Annotated in this window: 22 protein-coding genes and 1 tRNA gene; 21 read left to right on the top strand and 2 right to left on the bottom strand. The window is 42.6% G+C overall.

The features are described from left to right. Window positions 1–171 precede the first annotated feature (171 nt). From IYN84_RS03040 to accD, 9 genes are all read left to right on the top strand, one after another. Window positions 172–405, top strand: a complete 234-nt coding sequence (locus IYN84_RS03040) for an OadG family protein (RefSeq protein ID WP_196137687.1) — start codon at window positions 172–174, stop codon at window positions 403–405. A 32-nt stretch (window positions 406–437) separates the two neighbouring features. Beyond that, window positions 438–2,216, top strand: coding sequence for a sodium-extruding oxaloacetate decarboxylase subunit alpha (oadA, locus tag IYN84_RS03045; RefSeq protein WP_196137688.1), 1,779 nt, complete (start codon window positions 438–440; stop codon window positions 2,214–2,216). Window positions 2,217–2,238: 22 nt separating this feature from the next. Further along, window positions 2,239–3,372 (top strand): sodium ion-translocating decarboxylase subunit beta, encoded by a 1,134-nt coding sequence (locus IYN84_RS03050; protein ID WP_196137689.1) that lies wholly within the window; start codon window positions 2,239–2,241, stop codon window positions 3,370–3,372. A gap of 86 nt (window positions 3,373–3,458) precedes the next feature. Beyond that, entirely contained in the window at window positions 3,459–3,794 is a 336-nt protein-coding gene (locus tag IYN84_RS03055; protein WP_196137690.1) for a pentapeptide repeat-containing protein, read from the top strand. Between the two features lie 146 nt (window positions 3,795–3,940). Then, a complete protein-coding gene (locus tag IYN84_RS03060; protein ID WP_196137691.1) occupies window positions 3,941–5,605 on the top strand; it encodes a sodium:alanine symporter family protein in 1,665 nt (554 codons plus the stop codon). Between the two features lie 113 nt (window positions 5,606–5,718). Then, window positions 5,719–7,476 carry an acyl-CoA dehydrogenase gene (locus IYN84_RS03065; RefSeq protein WP_196137692.1) on the top strand — a complete coding sequence of 586 codons (1,758 nt, stop codon included), beginning with the start codon at window positions 5,719–5,721 and terminating at the stop codon, window positions 7,474–7,476. Between the two features lie 443 nt (window positions 7,477–7,919). After that, entirely contained in the window at window positions 7,920–10,454 is a 2,535-nt protein-coding gene (locus IYN84_RS03070) for a FimV family protein (RefSeq protein ID WP_196137693.1), read from the top strand. 120 nt (window positions 10,455–10,574) lie between these two features. Then, window positions 10,575–11,372 carry a tRNA pseudouridine(38-40) synthase TruA gene (gene truA, locus IYN84_RS03075; RefSeq protein ID WP_196137694.1) on the top strand — a complete coding sequence of 266 codons (798 nt, stop codon included), beginning with the start codon at window positions 10,575–10,577 and terminating at the stop codon, window positions 11,370–11,372. A 145-nt stretch (window positions 11,373–11,517) separates the two neighbouring features. After that, window positions 11,518–12,390: an acetyl-CoA carboxylase, carboxyltransferase subunit beta gene (accD, locus tag IYN84_RS03080; protein ID WP_196137695.1), complete on the top strand. Its 873-nt coding sequence runs from the start codon at window positions 11,518–11,520 to the stop codon at window positions 12,388–12,390. 47 nt (window positions 12,391–12,437) lie between these two features. Here accD and IYN84_RS03085 read toward each other — a convergent pair whose 3' ends face one another. Then, entirely contained in the window at window positions 12,438–13,622 is a 1,185-nt protein-coding gene (locus IYN84_RS03085) for an NAD(P)/FAD-dependent oxidoreductase (protein ID WP_196137696.1), read from the bottom strand. Window positions 13,623–13,789: 167 nt separating this feature from the next. On the opposite strand from IYN84_RS03085, the gene IYN84_RS03090 reads away from it, so the two are divergent. From IYN84_RS03090 to IYN84_RS03125, 8 genes are all read left to right on the top strand, one after another. Beyond that, on the top strand, window positions 13,790–14,086 hold the full coding sequence (locus tag IYN84_RS03090; RefSeq protein WP_196137697.1) for a late competence development ComFB family protein: 297 nt from the start codon (window positions 13,790–13,792) through the stop codon (window positions 14,084–14,086). Window positions 14,087–14,185: 99 nt separating this feature from the next. Beyond that, window positions 14,186–15,031 (top strand): alpha/beta fold hydrolase, encoded by an 846-nt coding sequence (locus IYN84_RS03095; RefSeq protein ID WP_196137698.1) that lies wholly within the window; start codon window positions 14,186–14,188, stop codon window positions 15,029–15,031. Between the two features lie 178 nt (window positions 15,032–15,209). Next, a complete protein-coding gene (gene fadD, locus IYN84_RS03100; RefSeq protein WP_196137699.1) occupies window positions 15,210–16,880 on the top strand; it encodes a long-chain-fatty-acid--CoA ligase FadD in 1,671 nt (556 codons plus the stop codon). 9 nt (window positions 16,881–16,889) lie between these two features. Beyond that, window positions 16,890–18,056, top strand: coding sequence for an HRDC domain-containing protein (locus IYN84_RS03105; RefSeq protein ID WP_196137700.1), 1,167 nt, complete (start codon window positions 16,890–16,892; stop codon window positions 18,054–18,056). Between the two features lie 54 nt (window positions 18,057–18,110). Continuing rightward, window positions 18,111–18,362: a YcgL domain-containing protein gene (locus tag IYN84_RS03110; RefSeq protein WP_196137701.1), complete on the top strand. Its 252-nt coding sequence runs from the start codon at window positions 18,111–18,113 to the stop codon at window positions 18,360–18,362. A 66-nt stretch (window positions 18,363–18,428) separates the two neighbouring features. Continuing rightward, the gene (locus IYN84_RS03115) at window positions 18,429–19,421 is read left to right on the top strand and encodes a lytic transglycosylase domain-containing protein (protein ID WP_196137702.1); all 993 of its coding nucleotides are present in this window, start codon (window positions 18,429–18,431) and stop codon (window positions 19,419–19,421) included. Window positions 19,422–19,435: 14 nt separating this feature from the next. Beyond that, a complete protein-coding gene (locus IYN84_RS03120) occupies window positions 19,436–20,116 on the top strand; it encodes a fumarylacetoacetate hydrolase family protein (protein ID WP_246722580.1) in 681 nt (226 codons plus the stop codon). A gap of 79 nt (window positions 20,117–20,195) precedes the next feature. Beyond that, window positions 20,196–20,663: a YcgN family cysteine cluster protein gene (locus IYN84_RS03125; protein ID WP_196137703.1), complete on the top strand. Its 468-nt coding sequence runs from the start codon at window positions 20,196–20,198 to the stop codon at window positions 20,661–20,663. An 86-nt stretch (window positions 20,664–20,749) separates the two neighbouring features. On the opposite strand, the gene IYN84_RS03130 is transcribed toward IYN84_RS03125, so the two are convergent. Beyond that, the gene (locus tag IYN84_RS03130; protein WP_196137704.1) at window positions 20,750–21,235 is read right to left on the bottom strand and encodes an HPP family protein; all 486 of its coding nucleotides are present in this window, start codon (window positions 21,233–21,235) and stop codon (window positions 20,750–20,752) included. A gap of 221 nt (window positions 21,236–21,456) precedes the next feature. On the opposite strand from IYN84_RS03130, the gene IYN84_RS03135 reads away from it, so the two are divergent. From IYN84_RS03135 to IYN84_RS03150, 4 genes are all read left to right on the top strand, one after another. Next, window positions 21,457–23,349, top strand: coding sequence for a VWA domain-containing protein (locus tag IYN84_RS03135; RefSeq protein ID WP_196137705.1), 1,893 nt, complete (start codon window positions 21,457–21,459; stop codon window positions 23,347–23,349). A gap of 30 nt (window positions 23,350–23,379) precedes the next feature. After that, window positions 23,380–24,441 (top strand): hypothetical protein, encoded by a 1,062-nt coding sequence (locus IYN84_RS03140; protein WP_196137706.1) that lies wholly within the window; start codon window positions 23,380–23,382, stop codon window positions 24,439–24,441. Between the two features lie 168 nt (window positions 24,442–24,609). Continuing rightward, a tRNA-Asp gene (locus IYN84_RS03145) sits at window positions 24,610–24,686 on the top strand. Window positions 24,687–24,914: 228 nt separating this feature from the next. Next, entirely contained in the window at window positions 24,915–25,745 is an 831-nt protein-coding gene (locus IYN84_RS03150; protein ID WP_196137707.1) for a hypothetical protein, read from the top strand. Window positions 25,746–25,840: the final 95 nt, after the last annotated feature.

Consider the following 25,840-nt stretch of genomic DNA (forward strand, 5'->3'; position numbering starts at 1 on the left):
CTACCAGAAACACTCGATAATTTGATTTAAGACAACCAGACAAATTTGACAGGCCTATATCCTTTTGCTTCACTAAAGCTGGATGCGACGGGTTGAGTCAATCACTCTGACTCAGCTGTTATTAAATAGAGTTATTTCTGTGAATCAAGAAAAGCGTATAAACTGGCCACCATGAACGAGACAAACTTAATCAATGAAGGACTTCAACTCATGCTTGTGGGCATGGGAATGGTTTTTATTTTTCTCTCTATTCTGGTTTTTATTACCAGCATGATGGAAAGAACTTTTGGAATGCCTTCGGTAAACAAGCCGCCTAAAGCGACTATTGATAGCTCGCCGAGCGAAGAAGAAATTGCTGTAATCAGTAGTGCGATACATCGCTATCGTCAACAAAATAAAAAATAATTCAAAAACATCAACAATAAAAAGGGCAAACAATGAGCAAGGGTCTAGGTATCACTGAGCTGGTGCTGCGTGATGGGCATCAGTCACTTTTTGCGACACGAATGCGAATCGAAGATATGCTTCCCATCGCAGAAAAGCTAGATAAGATTGGTTATTGGTCTATTGAGAGTTGGGGGGGAGCAACCTTTGACTCCTGCATTCGCTTTTTAGGCGAAGACCCCTGGGAAAGACTTCGAAAATTAAAAGCTGCAATGCCTAATACAAAACAACAGATGTTGTTTCGTGCACAGAATATTTTGGGTTATCGCCACTATGCTGATGATGTTGTAGAAGCATTCGTTGACAGAGCTGCTGCCAATGGAATGGACGTTTTTCGAATCTTTGATGCCATGAATGATATGCGGAATTTGCAAACCGCTATCAAAGCGACCATTAAGACCGGGAAGCATGCTCAAGGTACCATGTCTTATACAGTGAGCCCCGTGCATACTATCGATATGTGGCTTGATATGGCGAAACAACTTGAAGATATGGGAGCTCATTCTATTTGTATTAAAGACATGGCTGGCTTGCTCAAGCCCTATGTCGCCGAAGAGCTGGTTACTCGATTAAAAGAAACCGTTCAATTGCCTATCGCTCTGCATGCCCATGCCACAACAGGGTTAAGTACAACCACTATCGCCAAAGCTGTGGAAGCGGGAATTGATACTGTCGATACCAGCATTTCTTCCATGAGTATGACTTACGGACATTCAGCAACGGAATCGGTAGTATCAATTTTTGAAGGGCATGAAAGAGATACGGGGCTTGATCTTAATGCACTTGAAGAAATTTCAGCTTATTTTCGAGAAGTTAGAAAAAAATATGCCAAATGGGAAGGTAGCCTGAAAGGCGTTGACTCAAGAATTTTGGTAGCGCAAGTTCCTGGTGGAATGCTAACCAATATGGAAAACCAGTTAAAAGAGCAGGGAGCCGGAGATAAGCTGGATGATGTTCTTAAAGAAATTCCCAGAGTTAGAGAAGATTTGGGGTATATCCCGCTGGTTACACCAACGTCGCAAATTGTAGGCACCCAGGCGGTATTGAACGTGATGACAGGAGAGCGTTACAAAACCATAAGTAAAGAGACTGCAGGAGTGTTAAAAGGAGAGTACGGGGCCACTGCTGCTCCGGTTAATAAAGAGCTTCAACAAAGGGTACTTGATGGTGCTGAGCCTGTCACTTGTCGGCCGGCTGATTTATTAGAGCCTGAAGTTAAAAAGCTTACTCAGGAGCTTAAAGATATTGCCAATAAAGATGATATCAAGCTGGCAAAAGACGAAATTGATGATGTATTAACTTATGCGCTTTTCCCTCAAATAGGAATCAAGTTTCTTAAAAATAGAGGGAATCCCGACGCTTTTGAACCTGTACCGACGGCTGAACCGGATATTAAGGAATCAGCTACATCGGCGTCGCAAGAGTGCTATGACGTTGCTGTCAACGGTAAAAAGTTTCAGGTTGTTGTTGCTCCAAGTGGCCAGCTAGTCGATATCAAAGCGGCGCCAATTACTGATAATAAAGCGCCTGTTGTCCATTCATCAAAACCAGCTCCCGTGGCAAGTAGTATTGATGCGCCACTGGCAGGTAATATTTTTAAAGTTCAGGTCGCTGCGGGGGACGAAGTCGCTGAAGGACAGACGCTAATTGTGCTAGAGGCCATGAAAATGGAAACGGAAATTAAAGCTGTCATTGCTGGAACAGTTGCAAAGGTCTTTGTTAAAGAAGGAGATGCTGTTTCTGTTGGTGATCAATTGGTCGGTTTGAGTTAAGCCCCGGGTTTAAGGAGTTAGAATGTCTGAAGGTTTAATCGAACTTTGGCAGAGCACTGGCATTGCCAACTTTACTTTTCCTCAGCTGGCAATGATTCTTGTCGGGCTCGGCCTTATTTATCTGGCAATTGCTAAAGAGTTCGAACCTTTACTATTGTTGCCTATTGGTTTTGGTGCTGTTCTGAGCAATATTCCGGTGGCGGGGATTGCTGAAGTTGGCGGTATTTTGCATTACGTTTATAAAATAGGGATTGATACCGGTGTTTTCCCCTTGATTATTTTTATGGGGGTAGGTGCCATGACTGATTTCGGTGCCCTAATTGCCAATCCCAAGACATTGTTTTTGGGGGCTGCAGCGCAGTTTGGTATTTTTGCTACGCTGATAGGCGCTTTGGCACTTAACGCTGTTCCGGGGATTGAGTGGTCATTAAAAGATGCCTCGGCGATTGCCATTATTGGTGGGGCTGACGGTCCGACCGCGATATTCCTTGCTGGCAAGCTAGCACCAGACCTGCTCGGGGCAATAGCTGTTGCAGCCTACTCATATATGGCGCTGGTGCCGATAATTCAGCCGCCGATTATGCGCTTACTTACAACTGAAAAAGAAAGAGCAATCGAAATGAAGCAGCTGCGTCCTGTTTCGCAGAGAGAAAAAATTGCTTTTCCTTTGGTTGTTATCGCCTTGTGTATTCTCCTGTTGCCGTCAGCAGCTCCACTTATCGGTATGTTTTGTTTTGGGAATCTGATGAAAGAGAGTGGAGTCGTTAACCGGCTTTCAGAAACCACCCAGAATGCACTCATTAACATTACTACGATTTTTCTTGGGTTGGGTGTGGGATCAAAGCTGTCCGCTGACAAGTTCTTGAACTGGGAGACCATCGGCATCCTTTTGTTAGGTGCGGTAGCTTTTTCAATCGGTACAGCAAGTGGTGTTCTGATGGGAAAATTGATGAAACGGCTAACTGGCGGCAAGGTTAATCCTTTAATTGGTGCTGCGGGCGTCTCGGCTGTACCAATGGCTGCACGGGTTGTTAATAAAGTTGGGCTGGAATCAAACCAGCATAACTTTCTGTTGATGCATGCAATGGGACCGAATGTTGCCGGGGTTATTGGCTCAGCAGTTGCTGCTGGTGTGCTTCTTGCGCTTGTCGGTTAACATTTATTGGCAGTTAGTAACCCGGCGAGCCTTGTAGAAGAGAGCTATACTCAATAAAACCTGATTCGATGAATTTGAGGTAATTTATGGCACTCCGCTTTCCCCAGGATCCCCTATACCAGCTTTTGAGAGATGAAAAAGTCAAAGACTTTAATCAGCAAAGAAAGTCCGTCGAGCACATAGATTTTCATGATTGTGACTTCAGGGGATTGGACTTGAGAGGGCTTGATGCCTCTGGGGTCAATTTTACAGGTTGTTATTTCAGAGCTGCTGATCTTCGAGGTATTGATTTTAGCCAAAGCAATATGCACGGAGCCAGCATTGCCTCAGCTCAGATTTCCGGTTGTTTGTTCCCTGCCAATATAGAGGCGACAGAAATATTCCTATCCGTCGAAAAGGGGATGCGGATGAGGGCTAAATGAGAAGGCTCTAACTATTTTAAACTGGTCGATATAGGTAAATATTCAACGCCTTTCAGTAATTGTACGCAATAGATATTGTGTAACTTCTTCTTTATAATGCCTTTTAATAATTATCAGAAAACACTTTGACTCTAAGGGGCAACAGATTGGACGCATTAAACTCATTTCTGCTTTGGCTAGACCAATATCTCGGATCGGCACCGTATTTTATGCCATTGTTAATCGGAACTGGTCTTCTTTTCACTATTTACCTGGGCTTTCCGCAAGTACGCTATTTTGCCCATGCAACCAGAATCTTGCGAGGCAAATATGCAAAAGATGATGCACCGGGAGATACCAGTCACTTTCAAGCGCTGACTACTGCACTTTCAGGTACGGTAGGAACAGGAAATATCGGAGGAGTCGCACTTGCTATTTACCTTGGAGGACCGGCTGCAATTTTCTGGATGTGGGTTACTGCGTTTTTTGGCATGACAACAAAATTTGTCGAAGTAACACTTTCCCATAAATATCGTGAACAGACTGCTGACGGCACCATGGCTGGTGGTCCAATGTATTTTATGGAAAAAAAGCTGAATATGAAATGGATGGCGATTCTCTTTGCGGTCGCTACCGTTCTCAGCTCCATGGGAAGCGGGAATATGCCCCAAATTAACAATATTGCGGTGGGTCTTAACGAGTCTTTTGGTTTAGAGAAGTGGATTACCGGTGCGGTACTGGCAGTAGTAATGGCGATGGTAATTATCGGTGGAATCAAGCGCATAGCGCACTTCGCTGAAAAAGTGGTTCCTACAATGGCCGCTATTTATCTGATTGGAGCTTTATCAGTCATATTCGCAAACCTCGAAAATATTGGACCGTCATTTGTCGCTATCTTTGAGTATGCTTTTTCAGGTAGTGCCGCCGTTGGAGGCTTCCTTGGAGCAAGTTTTGCCTATGCAATGGAACGTGGCGTTAATAGAGGCCTATTCTCAAATGAAGCGGGCCAAGGCTCTGCTGCGATTGCGCATGCGAGTGCAAGAGGAAGTGAACCTGCATCGGAAGGAATGGTTTCTCTGTTGGAACCATTCATTGACACCATTGTGATTTGTACTATTACCGGATTGGTTATTCTTTCTTCGGGAGCTTGGACTGATAAGCATCAAAACACTTTTGATCGAGCCGATATGACATATCTAAGTGGTGTCTATACGGATACTAAAAGTGAAGACGTTAAGAAACTTCATCAATATCTGAGTGGAGAAGGGGAGGCTGACGTTTCGGTGTACTCCGGCGTGATTAAGGTAACTGATGGCAAAGCTACTGGCGATTATACGCTGATTAGTGCTCGCTCGGTTGCTGAAGAGGTGCTTTATACCCTTGAAGATAAGCCATACACAGGTGAGCTGGAGATTAAAGATGGCAGACTGGCTACTGAAGATATTCAAGTGGATGGAAAGTCTCTTGTGCATTCAGTGAAGTTGACCACTCAAGCTTTTAAAAGAGGATTTTTGGGCGATTGGGGACAATATATTGTCACCATAGGTTTACTACTTTTCGCCTTCAGTACGGCAATAGCCTGGTCTTATTATGGTGATCGAGCCATGATTTACCTTTTTGGTGAAAGAGCCGTATTACCTTATAGAATTGTTTATGTTGGGGCTTTTTTCCTTGCTTCGGTGATTGATTCCAAAATTATTTGGGATATTGCGCTGGTGACAGTAGCACTGATGACCATTCCGAACTTGATCGGTATCTTGTTGCTTCACAAAGATATGAAGGAAACTGTTACTAACTATTGGAAGCATTTTGAGAAGAATCAAGCAGATTAAAACACCTGTTTGAAATTTTGTGGTAGAATAGCGCGCATCTAGGCGCAAGAAAGGCTCTTTTGGGAGCCTTTTTTGTGCATTTCTATAATTTTATCAACAAGATAAGGAAAGTTATGAGTTACAAAGCACCGCTTGACGACATGAATTTTCTTTTGAATCAGGTATTCAAAGTCCAGGAATCTTTAGGTGATATTGAGGCGTTTCAAGATTTTGATACGGATCTCTACGGCGCGATTTTAGAAGAAGCGGCAAAGTTTTCTGAAAATGTTCTTTTCCCTTTGAACCGAGAAGGTGATGAAGAAGGATGTCACTTTGATGAAGGCAAAGTAACTACGCCGAATGGATTCAAAGAAGCTTACAAAGAGTTTTGTGAAGCAGGTTGGCAGGGAACTAATGGGGATCCCGAGTTCGGTGGCCAGGGCCTACCGAAAGCGCTTCATGTTCTTATTGAAGAGATGACCTATTCGGCAAATACTTCATTTTGTCTTTACCCCAGCCTCACAAATGGTGCTTATCATGCTATTCATGCGCATGCGAGTGACGAATTGAAGCAAACTTACCTTCCTCCTATGCTAGAGGGGCGTTGGTCTGGTGCAATGGGATTGACAGAGCCTCATGCAGGTTCTGATCTGGGAATCATTAAGAGTAAGGCCGCAGATAATGGTGATGGGACTTACAAAATAAGCGGAACTAAAATCTTTATTACCGGTGGCGATCATGACCTTTCCGAAAACATTATTCATCTGGTTCTAGCAAAGTTACCGGGGGCGCCAGAAGGCCCGAAAGGGATTAGCCTGTTTCTGGTTCCAAAAATAAAAGTCAATGCTGATGGTAGCCTGGGAGAGTCCAATGGTGTTTCCTGTGGAAGTATTGAACACAAGATGGGAATTAAAGCTTCTGCCACCTGTGTGATGAATTTTGATGAAGCCGAAGGATATTTGGTTGGTAAGGAAAATCGTGGTTTGTTCGCAATGTTTACCATGATGAATCTTGAACGGTTATCAATTGGTATTCAGGGCATCGGTCTTGGCGAAACATCTTATCAGCTGTCAAAAGCATACGCAGAAGAAAGGAAACAAGGTAGAAATGCTAGTGGTGAAGCAACAACGATTATCGCTCATGCCGATGTTCGCCGAATGCTTATTGAGCAAAGAGCCTATACTGAAGCGGGTCGTGCTCTCGCTGTCTTCATGGGAATGCAAATAGACAAGCAGTATCATCATAGTGATGAGTCTGTTAGAAATCAGGCTTCAGGCTTGATGGCTCTATTGACTCCAATAGCCAAAGCATTCTTTACCGACAAAGGTTTTGATGCCTGTAACCACGGAGTTCAAGTGCTCGGCGGTCACGGTTTCATACGGGAGTGGGGGCTTGAGCAGCTGGTTAGAGATGCAAAAATTGCTCAAATATATGAAGGAACCAACGGTATTCAGGCCCAGGATTTGCTTGTTCGCAAAGTTTGTCTGGACAAGTTAGGTTTGCTGGAACTGCTATATGCACAGATAAATGAAGAGCTTGCCAAGGCTACTCAATCTGATTTGGCAGCTAACTTGAATCTGCGAGTTCAGGCTGCGTTGAAGGCATTTGATGATACCAGTCTCTGGTTGAAAGAGTCCTTCGCCAATAGAGGGTATGAGATTCAAGGCGGCGCGGTCGACTATCTACACGCCGCAGGCTTGCTAGTATATGGCTGGTTGTGGCTAAAAATGGTAAATGTTATGGATTGTGAGAAAGACTCACCCTTAAAGCAGCGAAAATTACTGGCTGCAAACTACTTTCTTAAACAACAATTTAGTGGCCTTGAAAACCATTTGTCAAAAGTTAAAAGTGGCTATGAAGAGTTAATGGCTGTCGACTCAGACTTAATCTAATCGTCTGACCTATGTTGAAAAGGAGGCTTTTGCCTCCTTTTTTATTGGTGGTAATAAAACAAGTTCATGCTATTGATGATAGCAATGTAGTAGCTTCATCTCACAGGCTGAGGTTGAATTCGGTTAAAGCTTTTATTAGCTTGAGATTCGTCGGTTCAAAGTAATACTTTTTAAAATTTTCGTCTAGAATTGGAGTTAACAAGCTAAGGTGACCCATTTGTTGTGCAGTATTAAGCTTTTTTCTGGAAATTGTGACGGGTTTGCTATTGGTAAAAAGCCATTTATCAGCTATAGTTATCGCATTATCATAAAGAAAGTTCTTAAGTTATTGATGTAACTTAATGGAATAGTTAAAGAAAAACTTAAACTATACCTTAATAATAATTATAGCTTTTTCGATTTTGTGTCCAAAATAAAAGGTTAATTTACAAGGAAATAGGCGTATGTTTCGCAAATTCATCCTCTTAATCGTTTCAATGGTTGGCATTTTCACTGGCAGTGCCATGGCTGTCGGCTTGGGGGAGTATGAGCTAAAGTCTGGGTTGAATCAGCCTCTGAGTGCCAAAATTACGGTACTTTCAGCTGGAGAGCTTAGTGAGCATGAGGTAAACGCTTCATTAGCCAGCCTTCAGGAGTTCGAAAAGGTTGGTGTCGACAGACTTTTCTTTTTGAATCAAATTCGGTTTGAAACGACAAAGGATGCTAATGGGAACCTTGTCATTCAATTATCGACTCGTGAACCGATTAAAGAACCTTTTTTGAATTTTCTAGTCGAGCTTAACTGGCCAAATGGCCGGATGATAAGAGAATACACATTCTTGCTCGACCCGCCGGTGATGGATGATTCCGCCAGTACGACGATTGAAAGAACACAAACACCATCTACAGCGCAAGCGGAGCCAAGAGCTCCGCAAACTGGTTATAGAAGCCAAAGAACTCAGGAAGAGTATACCCCTTCTTTTACTGGCTCAAATTATGGTCCTGTTTCCGCAAACGATACTCTTTGGAGCATTGCTTCCAGGACTCGTCCAAGCAGTCAGGTGACTATTCACCAGACTTTGGTTGCAATTTATCGTGCTAATCCTCATGCCTTTGCAAATGGAAACATCAATAATTTGATGAAAGGAGAGGTGTTAAATATACCTGATGAAAGTTCCATTGCTCAGGTTCCACATCGTGCTGCGCTTCAAGATGTCGTGATGCAAAACAGGCAGTGGCGTTCCGGCGGTGCGAGACAAATTGTGCAGAATCGCTCTACTAGTCGTCAGGGTGGAGACTCCGAAGGAGAAGCCCGACTTTCCTTAACTTCTCCTTCCAGCAGTGGTGGTGACGGTACTAGTGGATCTGGTTTTGATGAGCAATTGCGGGAAACCGAAAGCAGGTTGGCTGAGTCTGAAGAGAAAAGTGCTACTTTGGCGGCAGAAAATGAAGAACTGAGAACTCGCTTGGCTGATGCGCTAACGAAACTCGAAAAAATGCAAGAATCTGGAGCGATAAATGTTTCGGATACCGAGCTGGCAGCGTTAACTCAAAGCCAGAAAGAATCTGAGTCGTCGTCAGCAGAGACCGAGCAGGCAAGCATGCAGTCGGATTCAAACGAAGTCATGTCTGAAACCAGCTTAGGTCAAACAGAAGATAGTTCTACGGATTCTTCGTCAACAGAGCCTGCTGTCGCTTCATCGACTGAAAAAAGTTCTGCCCAATCAAAGGAGAGTTCGGCGAAGCCCGCGACTCCTCCAGCAAAGAACAATAAACCAATATTTACTCCAGCTAAATCTCAGGAAAAGAGTTTTATGGATTCTATCCTGGATATGGGAATGATGCTGTGGGGTGGTATTATTGCTGTTCTGCTTTTAATAGCATTTGCAGTATTCTGGCGTATGAAGCAGAGAATGGCAGAGGAAGATTTTCAGGATGATCTGGTTGCAAGCGCTGGTGCTGGCTCCATGGATACCACAGAAAGCTTCGAATTGCCTGACGTCGGTGATGATATGTTGGTCGAGTTAGATATGGAAGATGAATCTGACGATATCGGCGACGCTGATGATGAGAGCTTTGATCCTCTGGGTGAAGCAGACATTTATATTGCTTACGGTAAGTTTGAAGAAGCAGAAAATTTACTTAAGGAAGCAATCGACGATAACCCTGTACGTTCTGACCTTAAAGTGAAGTTACTTGAATGCTACGCGGAAACTCAGGATAAAGAAAAGTTTGACTCCGTAGCTCAGGAAGTTTCAACCGCTGTTGATGCAGAAGAGTGGCAGGATAAGGTTACAGAACTCAGAGAAAAGGCCTTTACCGGTGAAGCAGGGCAGGAAGATGATTTTGACCTGCCATCAACCGAAGATATTTTCGGTGAAGATGATTTCGACGCTGAACTGGATTCAATTTCCTCTGAAGACGATACCTCTCCAGCTGAAGATGAAGAAGAATTTGATATCGACATGGATTTGCATGATGACGAAGATGCACTTGATTCACTTGATTCTGAAATTGAAGAAACAAAAGGCGCGGTTACAGAAACTTTCGATGCCTTGGATGAAGAAGACTTCTCCCTTGACGATGAAGATGACTTTAAGTTAGACGAAGGTGCACTAGATAGCAGCTCCGGCGACGTCGAGTCAGAGCAAGAAGTCAGTCTGGATGATTCTGCACTTGGGGATCTGGATGCTGATGATGACTTTTCACTCGATCTTGATGACTCCGATACCGAGGAAAGCATCGATCTTGATAGTGATGATGATATTTCACTTGACCTCGACGACGATGAGTTTAATTTTGATGAAGACTCTGATGATGATTTTGGCGGAGATGAAGATCTGGGGGGCGACGAAATCGCAACCAAGCTAGATCTTGCTCGTGCATATATCGATATGGGTGATGCCGACGGTGCTAAAGAAATATTGAATGAAGTTGTTGCCGAAGGAAATGATGAACAGCAACAAGAAGCTAAATCCCTTATGGAAAAGATAGGTTAGCTACCGTTTTACCGATATGCGTTAAAAAGGCGGTTTTACCGCCTTTTTTATTGAAGTAAAATCCATCTCAAATTGTAATCTATATACTAATTTTTCCGTGAATAATTTTCTGGTTTTAAGATGAACATCGCTTTAGGAATTGAATATAAGGGCACTAACTACTGTGGCTGGCAAAGACAAAGTCACTCACCTTCGGTTCAAGCTTGTCTGGAAAAAGCACTGTCCGAGATAGCCAACCATCCAGTGGAAGTTTATTGTGCTGGTAGGACTGATACAGGAGTACATGCAACCGGACAAGTGGTTAATTTTCAACTCAGCAACTCAAGACCAGAAAAGGCCTGGACCATGGGAGCAAATACCATTTTACCCGATGATATCTGTGTCCGTTGGGCAAAAGCGCTTCCACAAGAGTTTCATGCGAGACACAGCGCAACAGCGCGCAGGTATCGTTATGTGATATTAAACCGAAGCGTACGCTCGGCAAACTTGAATGGTCTGGTTACCTGGGTTAGAAGCAGATTAGACGAAGAGCTGATGCATCAATCAGCTCAAGCATTGCTAGGGGAAAACGATTTTTCATCTTTTCAAGCCTCGTCCTGTCAATCGACAACACCTTTTCGTTTCGTTGAAAAAGTCCATGTTTTTAGGTGGTTAGAGTTCGTCATCGTCGATATTACGGCAAATGCTTTTCTTCATCATATGGTAAGGAATATCGTAGGGAGTCTAATCGAAGTAGGGACAGGTAGACAGTCGGTTAACTATATGGAAGATGTTTTGGCGATGAAAGACAGAACCAAGGCAGCCATGACGGCTAAGCCTGATGGACTTTATCTGGTTTCAGTGACTTATCCGGAGGAGTACGCCTTGCCTGCAATTGATATTGGACCTTTAACTATTCCGGCTATACCTGGCGAATAATGAGTGCATTTCCGTGAAATACCCAAATTTGGGACAGGATTATTGGATCTAGAGATTAGACCAGTTTTAATCAATGAAATACTTAACCTTTAAAAAAACGATGGTAGAATAGCCGCCATATTTTTAACCTTAAAAAGAGCATCCTATGAGTTGGTTTGAAAGACTCCTTCCTAAAAGAACGACGTCAGTAGCTGACCGAAGAAAATCGGTTCCTGAAGGTGTGTGGGCCAAGTGCAAAAACTGTGATTCAGTTATTTATAAAGCTGAGTTAGAGCGCAGTCTTGAAGTTTGCCCTAAATGTTCTTTTCACATGCGTATTGGTGCAAGGAAAAGGCTGGAAAGCTTCCTGGATAGTGGAGAGCTAACTGAAATCGGCACCGAATTAAAGCCTGTTGACCGACTGAAGTTCAAAGATTCCAAACGTTACAAAGACAGAATAACCGGAGCACAGAAAGCTTCGGGTGAAAATGATGCTTTAGTAGCTTTTAAGGGAGAGCTAAACGGATTGCCTGTTGTGGCCTGTTCGTTTGAGTTTAATTTCATGGCTGGTTCAATGGCTGCAGTAGTCGGTGAAAAGTTTGTGCGTGCAGCAAGTCTTTGTATAAAAGAAGGTCTGCCTCTGGTCTGTTTTTCAACCAGTGGCGGCGCAAGAATGCAGGAAGCCTTGATTTCGCTATTCCAGATGGCGAAAACTTCTGCTGCGCTGGCTCGTATGTCTGAAAAAGGATTACCATTTATTTCTGTTTTGACCGACCCCACCATGGGGGGCGTTTCAGCCAGCTTGGCGATGTTAGGAGATGTCAACATTGCAGAGCCTAACGCTTTGATTGGGTTTGCTGGTCCAAGAGTTATCGAGCAAACGGTAAGAGAAACTCTTCCTGAAGGCTTTCAGAGAAGCGAGTTCTTGCTGGAAAAAGGGGCCATTGACATGATTGTTGATCGAAGAGATATGCGCCAGAAAATATCGGCATTGCTTCGAAAGATGGTTAATCAGCCCGAGCTGGTGGAAGAGGAGTAACTCCTGGTTTTATCTACTTGTTAAGAGCGGCCTTTCGGGGCCGCTTTTTATACGGCTTCGCCAGCTGCATTTCCTGAAGCCCAGGCCCATTGAAAATTAAACCCTCCCAGATGCCCGGTAACATCGAGTACCTCTCCGATAAAAAACAAGCGTTCTACTCGCTGGGACTCAAAGGTTTTAGACGAAATCTCTGATGTATCAACGCCTCCCAATGTTACTTCTGCGACGCGATATCCTTCGACTCCGCTAGGATAAATTATCCAGCCAGATAGAAAATCGACGATTTTGACCTTGTCTTTATGCTGAATTTGCTTGAGCTTACAGTTTATCTGGAGTTGTTCACAGATGAAGCTTGAGACTGACTGACTGAATCGGGTGGAAAGTAGCGTCTTTAATTGGCTTTCTGGTTTTTTCTCAATACCACTTGATAGCCACTCCTCAATATTGGTGCCCGGCATCCAGTTTAATTGCAATGGCTCTCCTGGTTTCCAGTAATTGGATATCTGAAGAATTGCAGGGCCGCTTAATCCTTTATGAGTAAAAAGAACCGCGCTGTTGAAACTTTCTCCATTTGTGCTGACCGACATAGGAACCGAATTTCCTGAAAGTTCGGCAAAGGCGCCTTTTAATTTTCCATCAAAGGTGAGGGGAGTGAGTCCAGCACTTGTTGGGATGATTTTATGACCAAACTGTTCGGCAATTTGATATCCGAAGCCGGTTGCTCCCATGGTTGGTATTGATAAACCCCCAGTGGCGATAACCAGCGCATCGCAAATAAAACTTCCCATATTGGTTGAGAGTTTAAAGCCTCCTTGCTCGAGGCGCTTTACGTTGTCGACGCTACACTTTAGCTGGATTTTTGCTCCTGCTTGTTGACACTCGCCAAGCAGCAGATCCCGGATTTCTTTGGAAGAGTTTTTACAAAAGAGTTGTCCAGACTCTTTTTCGTAGTAGTCGATCTGATATTTTTCAACGAGCGAAATAAAATCCCATTGTGTATAGCGACTTAATGCAGATTTACAGAAGTGTGGGTTTTGAGACAAGTAGTTTTCAGGTTCCACATAAAGGTTGGTGAAGTTACATCGCCCGCCACCGGACATTAGTACCTTTTTGGCCATTTTATTGGCATGATCAATAACTAATGTTGTTTTACCCCGGTAGCCAGCAGTCGCTGCGCACATAAGGCCTGCTGCGCCAGCGCCAATAACTATCACCTCATACTTCTGTGACATCAAGTAGTTTTCCTGTTATAAATGGAGGTAGTTTCAGGTATGGTTATTCTATCTGATATCGCGGTAAATCCCTAAGATATGTTCTAGACTTATCCAGAGTAAAGATTTTAGTAAGTTTTAATTTAGATAAAGCGATTTAAAATTTTCCGTCTAATTGGGAGCTGTTAATGTATAAAGAGATGTACTATCACGATGATCTTGAGAATCTTGCAGAAGAAATTGTGTTCGAGCAAATTCATCTATTAGTTCAGGATGAATCGATTGATGTTCCAACTTCTGAGGTTTCAATACAGGATATCGCTGCAATCGCGCTGAATAATATGCCAGCGAAATATATATGCAACTTCCTTGAAAAACAATCTCCAGGCGAACAGCTTTTGGAAGAAGTTAAGGATTTAAAAAAGTATGCTCGCCGTCAGGTACTCAAAGCAATTAAGAAAGTAAAGGAAGTCCCACACGATTAGTCGAGCTGACGACTAGTGCTGTTATCTGTTATTCTCGTACACTTTATATTTAGGTGGTCTTCACCGTAAGGTCACCATGTCTAAACAGGTTGCAAATCTATGGTTGAATACCAGTTGAACCTTTCTGGCTGTGAGTGTGCTGTTGCTGAATGGAACCCGGAAAGTAATAATTTGGTCTTTGCTTTACATGGGTGGTTAGATAATCTCGCCACTTTCCAGAAGCTCGCAGAGTGCATGCCCGAACTAAGAATTGTAGCAGTTGATTTTCCTGGGCACGGTCACTCGGCTCACCTGGAAGAAGGGCTTGCCTACCACTTTTATGATGGTATTTATCTAATTTCCGATTTAGCAAAGCATTTCAAGCAGAAAAAAATTAAGCTGCTCGGTCATTCAATGGGAGCTGCTATCTCATCGGTATTTGCTGCAAGTCAACCGGAGCTAGTCTCTGGCCTGGTCATGATCGAGTCTCTCGGCCCATTAACAGCGTCAGAAGAAGAAATTCAGGAGCTATTTGCAAACTCAATTGTTCAAAGACAGTTACTCGCTTCCAAGAAAAAGCCGGTATATCCTGATTTTGAGAGCGCTCTCAGAGTTCGGGCCGAGGCATCAAAAATTGCACCCGAACATATTAAGCCGCTTGTCGAAAGGGGCTTAGATAGAGTGAATGAAGGTTATACCTGGCGAGCAGATTCGAGACTCAGAGTGATTTCACCAATCCGGCTCTCAGAACCCTTTCTAAGAAATTTACTCAACCAGATAACTTGTCCAGTATTATTGATTGAAGGTAGTCAGGGGTATTTAGCCGGAGTAGAAAAGTTTCAGCAGCGTAAAACTTGCTACCAGCAACTGCAACAGGTAAAACTTGTAGGTGGACATCATGTTCATTTGGAGCAACCCTCAGACAGTGCAGAACACATTACGGGATTTTTCTCGAAAATCGATTAGTTTTCGACCATTTTCGTGTGAAAATTCGATATTTGTTAAAAATTTTGAAAAGAGTTTTGCCATTCTCATCGGACTAGTATACTTTTATGCCAACTAGTTCTTTTGACGCTCTGGTCAGAGTTCATTTTAAGAAGTGTTATAGCACTCGGCATGCGAAGTTGGTGGGAGAAAACAGATAATGCAAAAAGTATGGTTGGAGTCATACCCTGAGGGTGTTCCCCATGAAATTAATGTAGATGAATATCAGTCTGTCTTAGATATTTTTGATAAGAGTATCGAGGAGTTCGCAGACAAACCCGCCTTTGTCAATATGGATAAAGTATTGACCTATGCAGAGCTCGATGCAAAGGCTCGAGATTTTGCAGCCTATTTGCAATCTGAACTAGGCTTACAGCACGGTGATCGTTTAGCCATCATGATGCCAAACCTGCTGCAATATCCTGTTGCCATTTTTGGAGCAATGAAGGCAGGACTTTCCATTATTAACGTCAATCCGTTATACACACCCCGGGAACTTAAGCATCAGTTAAAGGATGCTAATGCCGATGCAATTATAATTGTTTCTAACTTTGCCCATACATTAGAGTCGGTTATCGCAGAAACGCCTGTTAAGCATGTGATTGTGACCCAGCTGGGGGATGAGTTAGGTGGACTGAAAGGTTTCCTAGTTAATTTTGTTGTCAAATATATTAAGAAAATGGTGCCAAAGTACAGCTTACCAAAAGCCAGGAGTTATTCAGAAGTGATGCAGAAGGGGGCTACTATGTCCCTGACTCCAGTTGCCTTGGGACATAGTGATATTGCATTTCTTCAGTATACCGGAGGAACGACGGGGGTTGCCAAGGGCGCGGTGTTAACTCATCGAAATATGGTGGCAAACATACTTCAGGCCGATGCCTGGTTATCCCATTTGGTCAGACCGGGTAAAGAAGTGATAATCACCGCCTTGCCCCTGTATCATATCTTTTCATTAACCGCTAATTGTATGGTGTTTTGTAAGAATGGTGGGTTAAATGTATTGATAACAAACCCTCGTGACATGAAAGGTTTTGTCAAAGAACTTGGTAAGCATAAGTTTTCAGCAATTACCGGAGTGAATACTCTGTTTAATGGTTTGTTGAATACTCCAGGATTTAGTGACCTTGATTTCAGCCATCTTCATCTTACTTTAGGCGGAGGAATGGCCGTGCAAGAAGCAGTGGCTGAGCGTTGGCAAAATGTGACAGGACGACCTTTACTCGTGGGATATGGGCTTTCTGAAACTTCTCCTGCGGTTTGTATAAGCCCAATGAATCAGCCGAAAAATGACGGAACAATCGGAGTTCCAATTCCTTCGACCGAAGTGTCTATTCGTGATGAAGCTGGGAATGAATTATCCACTGGAGAAGCAGGTGAGTTATGGGTTCGCGGTCCTCAGGTGATGCAGGGATATTTGGAGCGACCGGAAGAGACTGCAAAAGTATTAACTGACGATGGTTGGTTTGCTACCGGGGATGTAGCTTGTATGGATGAGCGAGGCTACTTTAAAATTGTCGATCGCAAAAAGGATATGATTCTGGTTTCAGGCTTTAATGTTTATCCAAATGAAATCGAAGATGTAATTGCCGCAAATGAAAAAGTGTTAGAAGTTGCAGCTATTGGTATCCCGTCTAACTCCAGCGGTGAAGTTGTGAAGGTGTTTATTGTTAAAAAAGATCCTTCATTAACTGAAGAAGAGCTTATTGATTTTTGTAAAGCTAATCTTACAGGTTACAAAGTACCCAAGGCCGTAGAGTTTAGAGATGAGTTACCAAAATCAAATGTTGGTAAGATTTTGCGAAGAGAACTAAGAGATGCTGAAGTACAGTAAGGGGCTTATTTGTCACAAGATCATGGTCTAGAACCGGTTTGGATAGCTAATAACTCAGAGTTTGCTAGTTTATCTCAACAGTGGTTGGAGCGAGCTTCGCAACCCAGCTTTGCCCTGGCAATAGATACAGAGTTTGAGCGGCGAACGACCTATTACCCTACATTTGCCCTTTTACAGGTTTTTGATGGAAGTAGTGTATATATCATTGATCCTCAAAAAGTAAGCAGCAATCAAGCTTTTAAAGAACTTTGTCAGGATCCGCGTGTGATCAAAGTCATGCATGCTGGCAAAGAAGATCTGGAGGTCTTGTTTCATAGTTGGGACTGTAAGCTCGATTCAGTATTTGATACTCAGGTCGCCTATAATTTCCTTATCGGAGAATCCTCCATCGGGTACGCGGCATTAGTCAAGAAATTGCTTAATATCGACCTCGATAAAGAAGAGACACAATCGGACTGGATGGCCAGACCATTGACCCAAAGTCAGGTTCAATACGCCGCCAATGACGTCATTTACCTGTATCAGATATATCTGCAGCTGTCTCAAAAAATTGAAAACATAAAAGCTTATCGACTGTTTAAAGCCGAAACAGAAGAAGTTTGTGAATTATCAATTGCGCCAAATGATCCTGCAGTAGAGTATCGTAGAGCCAAAGACGTAACTTTGTTAAACAGTCGACAGCTAGGATTATTTAAAGAGTTGTATATTTGGCGAGAACAGCTTGCAAAAGAAAATAACCGAACCAGAAACCATATTTTGCGTGATCAGCAGTTGGCTGAAATAGCGATTAAACGACCTACCAGTAGACAAAAGCTTGGCCAAATAAGCCAGATTCATCCAGGCAGTGTCCGACGCTATGGAGAGCTGTTAATTCAAAAGATTCTAGATTACAAAGATGATAGTGGTTCTTTGCCCGTAGTGATTAATCCACGGGAACTAAAAGACCTTAAGTCGCTCATAAAGTTATTGGAGTCGAAAATTAAAGAAGTGGCGAAAGACTTCGATGTAACACCGAATATAATGGCAAGTAAAAGGATGCTTAAGAAGTTTGCTGTTTGCTATCTGACAGGAGAGTCTCAGGCAGCTGCTTGGGCAGGGTGGCGAGGAAATCTGTTAATGCCATATTTTGAGCCTGTTTTATCACAATTTGCCACTTCGAATCTGACTTCAACTTAGCTACAATACCTTTTGTTCATTAAGAGAATGAAGTTAGCCTTTACAGAGAACAATATGTTAGCCAGCGTATACAGAAGTAATAAAAAAGATGAAATGTATCTTTATTTAGCAACTAAAGATGACTTTTCATCTGTTCCTGAAGAACTGTTAAAAGTTTTTGGTAAGCCGGAGTTCTCTATGCAATTAAATCTGGCAAAACGATCAAAATTGGCCAGAGTCGATATTCAGGAAGTTACCAGAAAAATTGAAGAGCAAGGTTATTATCTTCAAATGCCACCAGTCATTCATCCAAATAAAGCCCGATAGAGTATTTTCGAACTAATTGAATTGTGGTTCGTTGACGATCAAGCCATTGCATTTGGGAGAAATTAATTGTTTAAACGAATTTTAGTTAAATTGGCAACTGCATTGGGAATATCGGTGCTGTTTTTCCCGACCATCTCCGTAGCTAAGGAAGATTTCGCTCAATGGAAGCTGTCGTTGAAACCTCTATTTTTATCCAAGGGTGTGAATGAAAATCTAGCCGATGAAATTATTGCATCACTGAACTATATTCCCAGGGTGATAGAGTTAGACCGTCGTCAGCCGGAAGGAACTATGACGCATGAGGAATATCTGAGCAAGGTTATTCCCGAATGGAAAGTGAAAAAGGCGAGAGAAAAATTTAAAGAAAACCTGTTGGCTTTAAGAAAAGCTGAGTCTGAAACCGGGGTTGGCGCGCGTTTTATTGCTGCCTTGTGGGGAAAAGAGAGTCACTTTGGAAAGATCACAGGTAACTTCCATGTGCCGAGCGCATTGGCAACATTAGCTTATGATGGGCGACGTGCAGAATTTTTCAGGAGCGAGCTAATTGCTGCCGCTCAAATTCTGTCTGAAGGGCATATCACTATCGAAGATATGAAAGGCAGCTGGGCTGGAGCTATGGGGCACTGTCAATTTATGCCCAGTAGTTTTCTGCGTTTTGCCCGTGACGGTGACGGTGACGGCAAGAAAGATATCTGGTCTAATAAAAGCGATGTGTTTTTGTCTATGGGGAATTATCTGGCCAGATCTGGTTGGGATTCTGATGGTACCTGGGGACGCCAAGTTAAGCTTACTCGACCTTTAAGTGAATATCCCGTCGGCAAAAATAATAAGCTCAAGTTAAGTGAATGGCAGCAAAAAGGAGTCAGGCGTAGTGATATGAGTGACTTGCCAAACGTTGATATTGAAGCCTATTTGATAGCACCTGGGGGAGAGAAAGGACGAATTTACCTGGTCTACAACAATTTCGATGTCATTATGCGTTGGAATCGCTCTCATTTTTTTGCCACCGGAGTCGGTTATCTGGCGGATCGAATTGGTTATCCCAAAATTAAACTTTAGTGGAGTAAATTGGTTTGAACTGGTTTTTGCCCAAATTAATCAATCCGGAAAGTGGTGAGATAGAACCCTTTTTGTCGCCCGTTAGTAAGGTTGTCTGTGTGGGTAGAAATTATATCGAGCATGCCAGAGAATTGAATAATCCGGTTCCTGTTGAACCTTTGCTATTTATTAAACCCAACTCGACGCTATGTTCTTTGTCGCAAGTGATAAATATTCCAAAAGGTCGAGGGGAGTGCCACCATGAACTGGAAATCGCCATTTTAATAGGAAAGAATCTTACTGATGTTGATGCTGAGGCGGCCGAGAAGGGAATTGCTGGCTTAGGACTGGCTCTGGATCTGACATTGCGTCAGCTCCAGTCTTCTTTGAAAGAAAAAGGACATCCTTGGGAAAGAGCCAAAGCCTTCGATGGCGCATGTCCGGTATCTCACTTTGTCCCATTCAAGAATCAGGATTTAACCAATCTTGATTTTCAAATGTTAAAAAATGGAAAAGTGTCTCAAAAGGGTAACTCTGAGGACATGATTTTCCCAATAGTTCAACTGATAGCAGACATATCGAAAAGCTTTTCCCTGCTTCCCGGGGATATTATTCTAACCGGAACCCCCGCTGGAGTCGGCCCGCTCAATCCTGGCGATCAATTAGTATTTGAGTTTATGGGGTGTCAGTGGGAAAATACGGAAGTTGAAAGCTAACTGGACCTGCGTCTCGTGTTTAAATATAGCAACAGCTTAAGTAACCTTTTGATTCTCTCAAAGTCGAAGTATTCTTCTTATGAATGATAACTCCAGTGATACTCGGTTTTGGGAACGAATTCCTCTAACCGAGCTTAGTGAGAAGCAATGGGAGTCTATTTGTGATGGCTGTTGTCAATGTTGCGCCCATAAATTAATTGATGATGACACCGGCGAACTGTTTAAAACTAATATCGTCTGCCAGTACCTTGATACCCAAGAGTGTAGCTGTACAGTTTACTCTGAACGTCATACCTATGTTCCTGATTGTATAAAAGTTACTCCAGAAAACGCGAAGGCACTAGAGTGGTTTCCCAATACCTGCGGTTACAAACTTTTGGCCAATGGAAAGCCTTTACCCGAGTGGCACCCACTCGAAACTGGAAAACCTGACTCTACAAAATTAGCAGGGCGAGCGGTTACCGGAAAAGTAATTAGTGAAGCTGATATCAACGAAGATGATATTGAAGACTATATTGTTGAAGATGAATATTTTGATAAAGACTAGTGGATTTATCAGAAAAGCCCTGTTTCATAAGGGCTCTTCCAAACGGGTATTGTCACCTAACAGCCTATATCAGCTGACAGACTCTATTAGTCATCAAAGTCCATTGGCTCGGTTGACTCCATCATTTCCAGTAACTGGATCGTTATTTCTACAAAGTCATGATCTGTAATGATTCCAACCAGCTTGTTGTCACTGTCGACTACAGGAAGGCAACCAAATTTGTGTTTATGCACTAGTTGAGCAGCGCTGGCAATTTTTACCTCGGGTAAGACAGTAACCAGCTTTGCGGTCATTATGTCAGCCAATAGTGTGCCTTGTTCTATCTTATCCAGTTCTTCAGCATCGGCAAAATCTTGCGAAGCTATCCCATGAGCAAGCACATTCCGTTGAGTTACCAAGCCAATAAGCTCACCGTTATCGTCAACTATTGGGATATGGCGAAAGTGTTTTTCTGTCATCAACTTTCGAGCGTCGCTTAAGCTATTGTATCGAGACAGACTTTCTGGGTTTCTGGTCATAATGTCTTCGACGGTAATCATTTGGTCTTCTCCATGAGTGATTATATTCAGCATTTTATTGCGCCTTTTAGTCATACTAGCCCTGACTGCGTAGTAAACGGTTGATGCTGATCAAGCTAAGAGATCTTCCATGGCTCAAAGAATGTGTTTCTCTAGCTGAGAACAGCTTCACCATTACTCCAGAAATGCTAGCTATCTCACTGAATAATATGGAAAATAATCAAAATTCAGCTAAACTAGACTAGTAAATACGAGCGCTTGCAGGCAGCATATTAATGACAAAATTAAAAAGACTCGCAACTTTTCTGCTAATGATAGCAGGTGGAACCTGTTGTCTCACTGGCGTTGCTCTGGCGAAACAACCTAAGCCGGATGTTCGCCTGTTAATTGATATTTCTGGAAGTATGAAGAAAAACGACCCCAATAACTTACGGGTACCAGCTCTTCAACTAGTAACTAATTTGATGCCGCAGGGGGCTGAGGCGGGAGTATGGGCTTTTGGCCGGTATGTAAATATGATGGTTCCTCTGGCGACTGTCGACAGCTCCTGGCAAAAGAAAGCAACTGCAACCGCCAAAAAGATTAATTCTGCCGGGCTCTATACCAATATTGGTGGAGTTCTTGAGAAAGCAAGCTATGGTTTCTCTACCCCTAACCCAGACGAGAAGCGTAGTATAATCTTATTGACTGATGGAATGGTTGATATTTCAAAAGATTCAAAAGTCAATGCTCTCGAGCGAGAGAAGATTCTAAACAAAATACTTCCTAAATTAGTCGAGGCCAAAGTTGCCATTCATACTATTGCACTATCTCAAAATGCAGACCACGAGTTACTAAAGGCACTATCAAATCAAACCGATGGCTGGTATCAGGCGGTTGATTCAGCTGAAGAATTACAACGAGTATTTTTGAAAATTTTTGAGCAGTCGACTGACCGCGACAGTCTTCCTTTGACTGACAATCGCTTCAAAGTTGATGCGAGCGTTGAAGAGATGACCTTGCTAATATTCAAGCGACAGGCAAAGGATAAAGCCAAGCTCGAAAACCCTGATGGGCAGTCAGTTTCACAAGCTTCGAGTGATGGAACCGTCCGTTGGTTTTCTACTGACTCCTATGATTTGATCACGATTAAGTCGCCACAAGTTGGAGAATGGAAAATAGATGCAGATGTGGATCCTGATAATCGCGTCATGGTCGTAAGTAAGCTGGGATTGCAAGTTGATAAAGTTCCCAACAATTTACTCGCTGGTGAAGCCATCAATTATCAAGTTGCATTACTTGAAGATGGTAACCAGATAAAGAAAAAGGACTTTTTAAATCTAGTTGAGGCTAAGTTAATTCAGGACAAAAATGGACAGTCAAACCGATTGGCAATGTTTTTCGATGGAGGAGAGAACAGCTTTAAGCAAAATTTCTATACTGATGATTTTGAAGGTGTTCTTAATTTAACGTTGGATATAAGAAGTCCAACATTCGAACGGACAAGAAAGCATGCAATTAATATATACGGCAACCCTTTAACTCATGAGCTTGAACTTTCTGACTCCAATGACATGCCACATAAGATTTATTTTAAAGTCAGGGACGATATCGTAAGAGCGGATACATTAAAAGTTAATCTCACAATTACGCATCCAAGTGCTGAAAAGCAATACATAGGACTTGATGACTTTAATGTGCCACTTGAAATAAAGGCGGAACCTTCTGGTGGAAATTATAGAATTGCCCTGGATATTAAAGGTAGCTCAATCTTGGGAAGACCATTTTCTGTTTCTCCGGCAGAAATAGTATTTGAAGCCTTACCGACGAAAGAGTATTTGGCGCAGCAAGCTAAAGAGCCAGAGCCAGAGCCAGAACCATTACCAGATTTAAAACAAGCGGACGATGGCGCTGACAAGGAAGAAACGATTGAAGAAGAGCCAAAAAATGAAGTTGTTGACAAGGTGGAAGAGCCCGCAAATCAACCGGTTAAAGAGCCTAAAGAAGAAAGTATAGACTGGATGTTTTGGGTTTATCTGGGATTGGGGGCAAATCTGATTTTGGCTTTATTAGGATTTTTAGGTTGGAAACTGATTAAGAAGAAAAGCCATCAGAGTAGTGCGCTAATGGCAGACCAGTTGGGGATTGATGAAGATGATGAAGATGATGATTCTGAAGATAAAAACTAGAATGAATATGCAGTGGAGCGGTGAATAGATATGAGTGACCAAGTTTTTTCATGGCTAATCGTTCTGGAAGCAGTACTTCCGTTTCTAACTTTGAGTATTGTCCTCATCATAATTATGGTCAGGGCAAGAAAAAAGAATAAAGAAGCGGTAAGAAGTCTTATTTTACGCGTAAAAAATGGTGAAGAGTCACAGAAAGCTATGCTGCTAAGTTTTCTGACTCAGAAGCTCGGAATTGAAGAAACCGCGGCCAAAAAGCAAAGTAAAAAGATGATCAACGAACGTAAGTTTCTGGTTAGAAACTTGATTAGTGTTTTGCTTGATAAAAATATGGAGGCGGTTGTTGGTCTTGAAGATGATTTAAACCGCATTGCCAAGATGTATCATGATCTCGAAGTTCAGGTTCCGAGTAGTGATACAGCTGAAGTAGAAATTCACGAGGAAGAAATTGATATCGATGAGCTTAAGAGTGAGATTAAGAGCCTGAAGCACGAAGTTCATGTGACCTTGACGACACTAAATAATATTTTTGCTGAGTTTAGTTCTATGTTTGGTGAGGAAGTTCCTGAAACCGAAATGTCTGTAGACCAAATAATAACTGCAATGGAGTCTTTCTCAGGAAAATCTGCTAGTGAAGATTTTAGTGCTGATCCTGAGGAAGAGGATGAGCTAGATGGTTTTGATGCATTTGCGGAGAGTGCGGCTGATATTTTGGAGGAAACAGAAGAAGCTGTAGAAGATGACCTGGTCATGGAAGAGATAGATGTCGACTCTTTCGAGGAAGATGAGGCTGAAGTTGAAGATGAGCCTGTAGAAGACTTTGAGGAAGATTCCGAGATGGAAGCGGATTCTGAGAGCAAATCTGAAGCGGGGGAAAGCGAACTAGATGAAACTGAAACAGCCTCGAGCACTGATACAAAAGACGATGATGAGCTCGATTTTTCTATTGATAGTGAGCTAGATGATATTGATAGTGCTTTAGATGAGCTGGAATTAGGAATTTCTGAAGATATTGAAGATGATGAGGAAGATGAAGAGCCTTCCTGGGACGACGCCTTCGCTGAAAGTGGAGACGAAAAACCGCATGATATTTAAACAAAAAGAATAAAAAATAAACAAAAAATAGGAAATTTTAAAAAAAATGAAATTTTTTTAAATTTTTCGTTGACACTTAGGGGGGCTGCTCGTATTATGGCGCCCGCTGACACGCAGTAGCCAAGAAACAAATCTGAACAGGTTTCTTATCAAGGGCTACACCGGTGCGGAGTGGTAGTTCAGCTGGTTAGAATACCGGCCTGTCACGCCGGGGGTCGCGGGTTCGAGTCCCGTCCACTCCGCCATTTTTTCTTCTAGTGTCAGAGTCTTAGTTGTGTCATGTTTTAATATTCAAAGCTTCAGTTTCTATCTTATCGCAAGAGTTAAAGTTCACTATATTTCTACTCGACCAAGCCTAATTCTGGTTGATTTCCATGATTGTATTCCTGTTGACTAGCTAATTCTCCCTTTATCAATTATGATATTGATATTCAATAAGAATTTGACTAAATGTTCGGCAAAGAGGGACAAAAATGAAAAGGCTCGCAATAGCAGTTGTTCATGGCTTAGGTAGCGAAGATGAGTTTTATTCAGTAGAGTTAAAGCATCGTATAACAGAAGAATATGTAAAGGCGGCTGAAGGCCGTTTGGAAGATGAGTTGCTGTTCCATGAGATTTACTGGGGTGACCTGGTTAAAGAAGAGTTAACCAGTTTCCGCGATAGAGTAAATTATAAAGGTGATCTTGCGTATCAAAATTTGCGTTCAATAATGACTGACGCTCAGGCATTGGCGCTGCTTTATCGTCCAGGCACTGAAATATACGAGCAAATAAACAATCGAATTCGAGACGGATTACGCAAGTTTGCTTCGCATAGACGTGTTGACCAGAATGAGACTCCACTGGTTATACTGGCACACTCTTACGGTGGAGTGATGATGACTCACTATATCCGAGAAATGCAAAAATCTGAGTCTGAAATATCAAATTTTGAATCTATGAAGACACTGGCTGGATATATCACTTTTGGTAACCCATTGGGCCTCTACGCGCTTGAGTCTGCAGATTCAATTCTGGGTAAGCCATGTAATATTGTCGGTGAAGCACTAGACGATGATATGAAGAAGCGTGCTCGTTGGTACAACTTCTATGATAAGGATGATATCGTTGCCTACCCACTTAAGGGGCTATCTGAAGAGTACAATGAGTATGTACATGGAGACTTTGAGATTAATGTTGGAAGTGCCGCAACTTCCTGGAATCCTGCTTGCCATACCGGTTATTGGGAAGACAAGGATTTTTATCGCCCGGTAGCTGACTTCATTGGTGAGTTAAAAGCGCCTCATGCTTTTTGGCAGAGCTAGGTAAAGCGGAAAGCTTATAAAAGCCCGCTTAAGCGGGCTTTTTTGTGAGCAGAATATTAGATATTCAAATAGAACTGACTATCCTGGATAAACCA

Origin of the sequence: Aliikangiella sp. G2MR2-5 (assembly GCF_015687155.1) — a bacterium.
Taxonomy (GTDB): domain Bacteria; phylum Pseudomonadota; class Gammaproteobacteria; order Enterobacterales; family Kangiellaceae; genus Aliikangiella.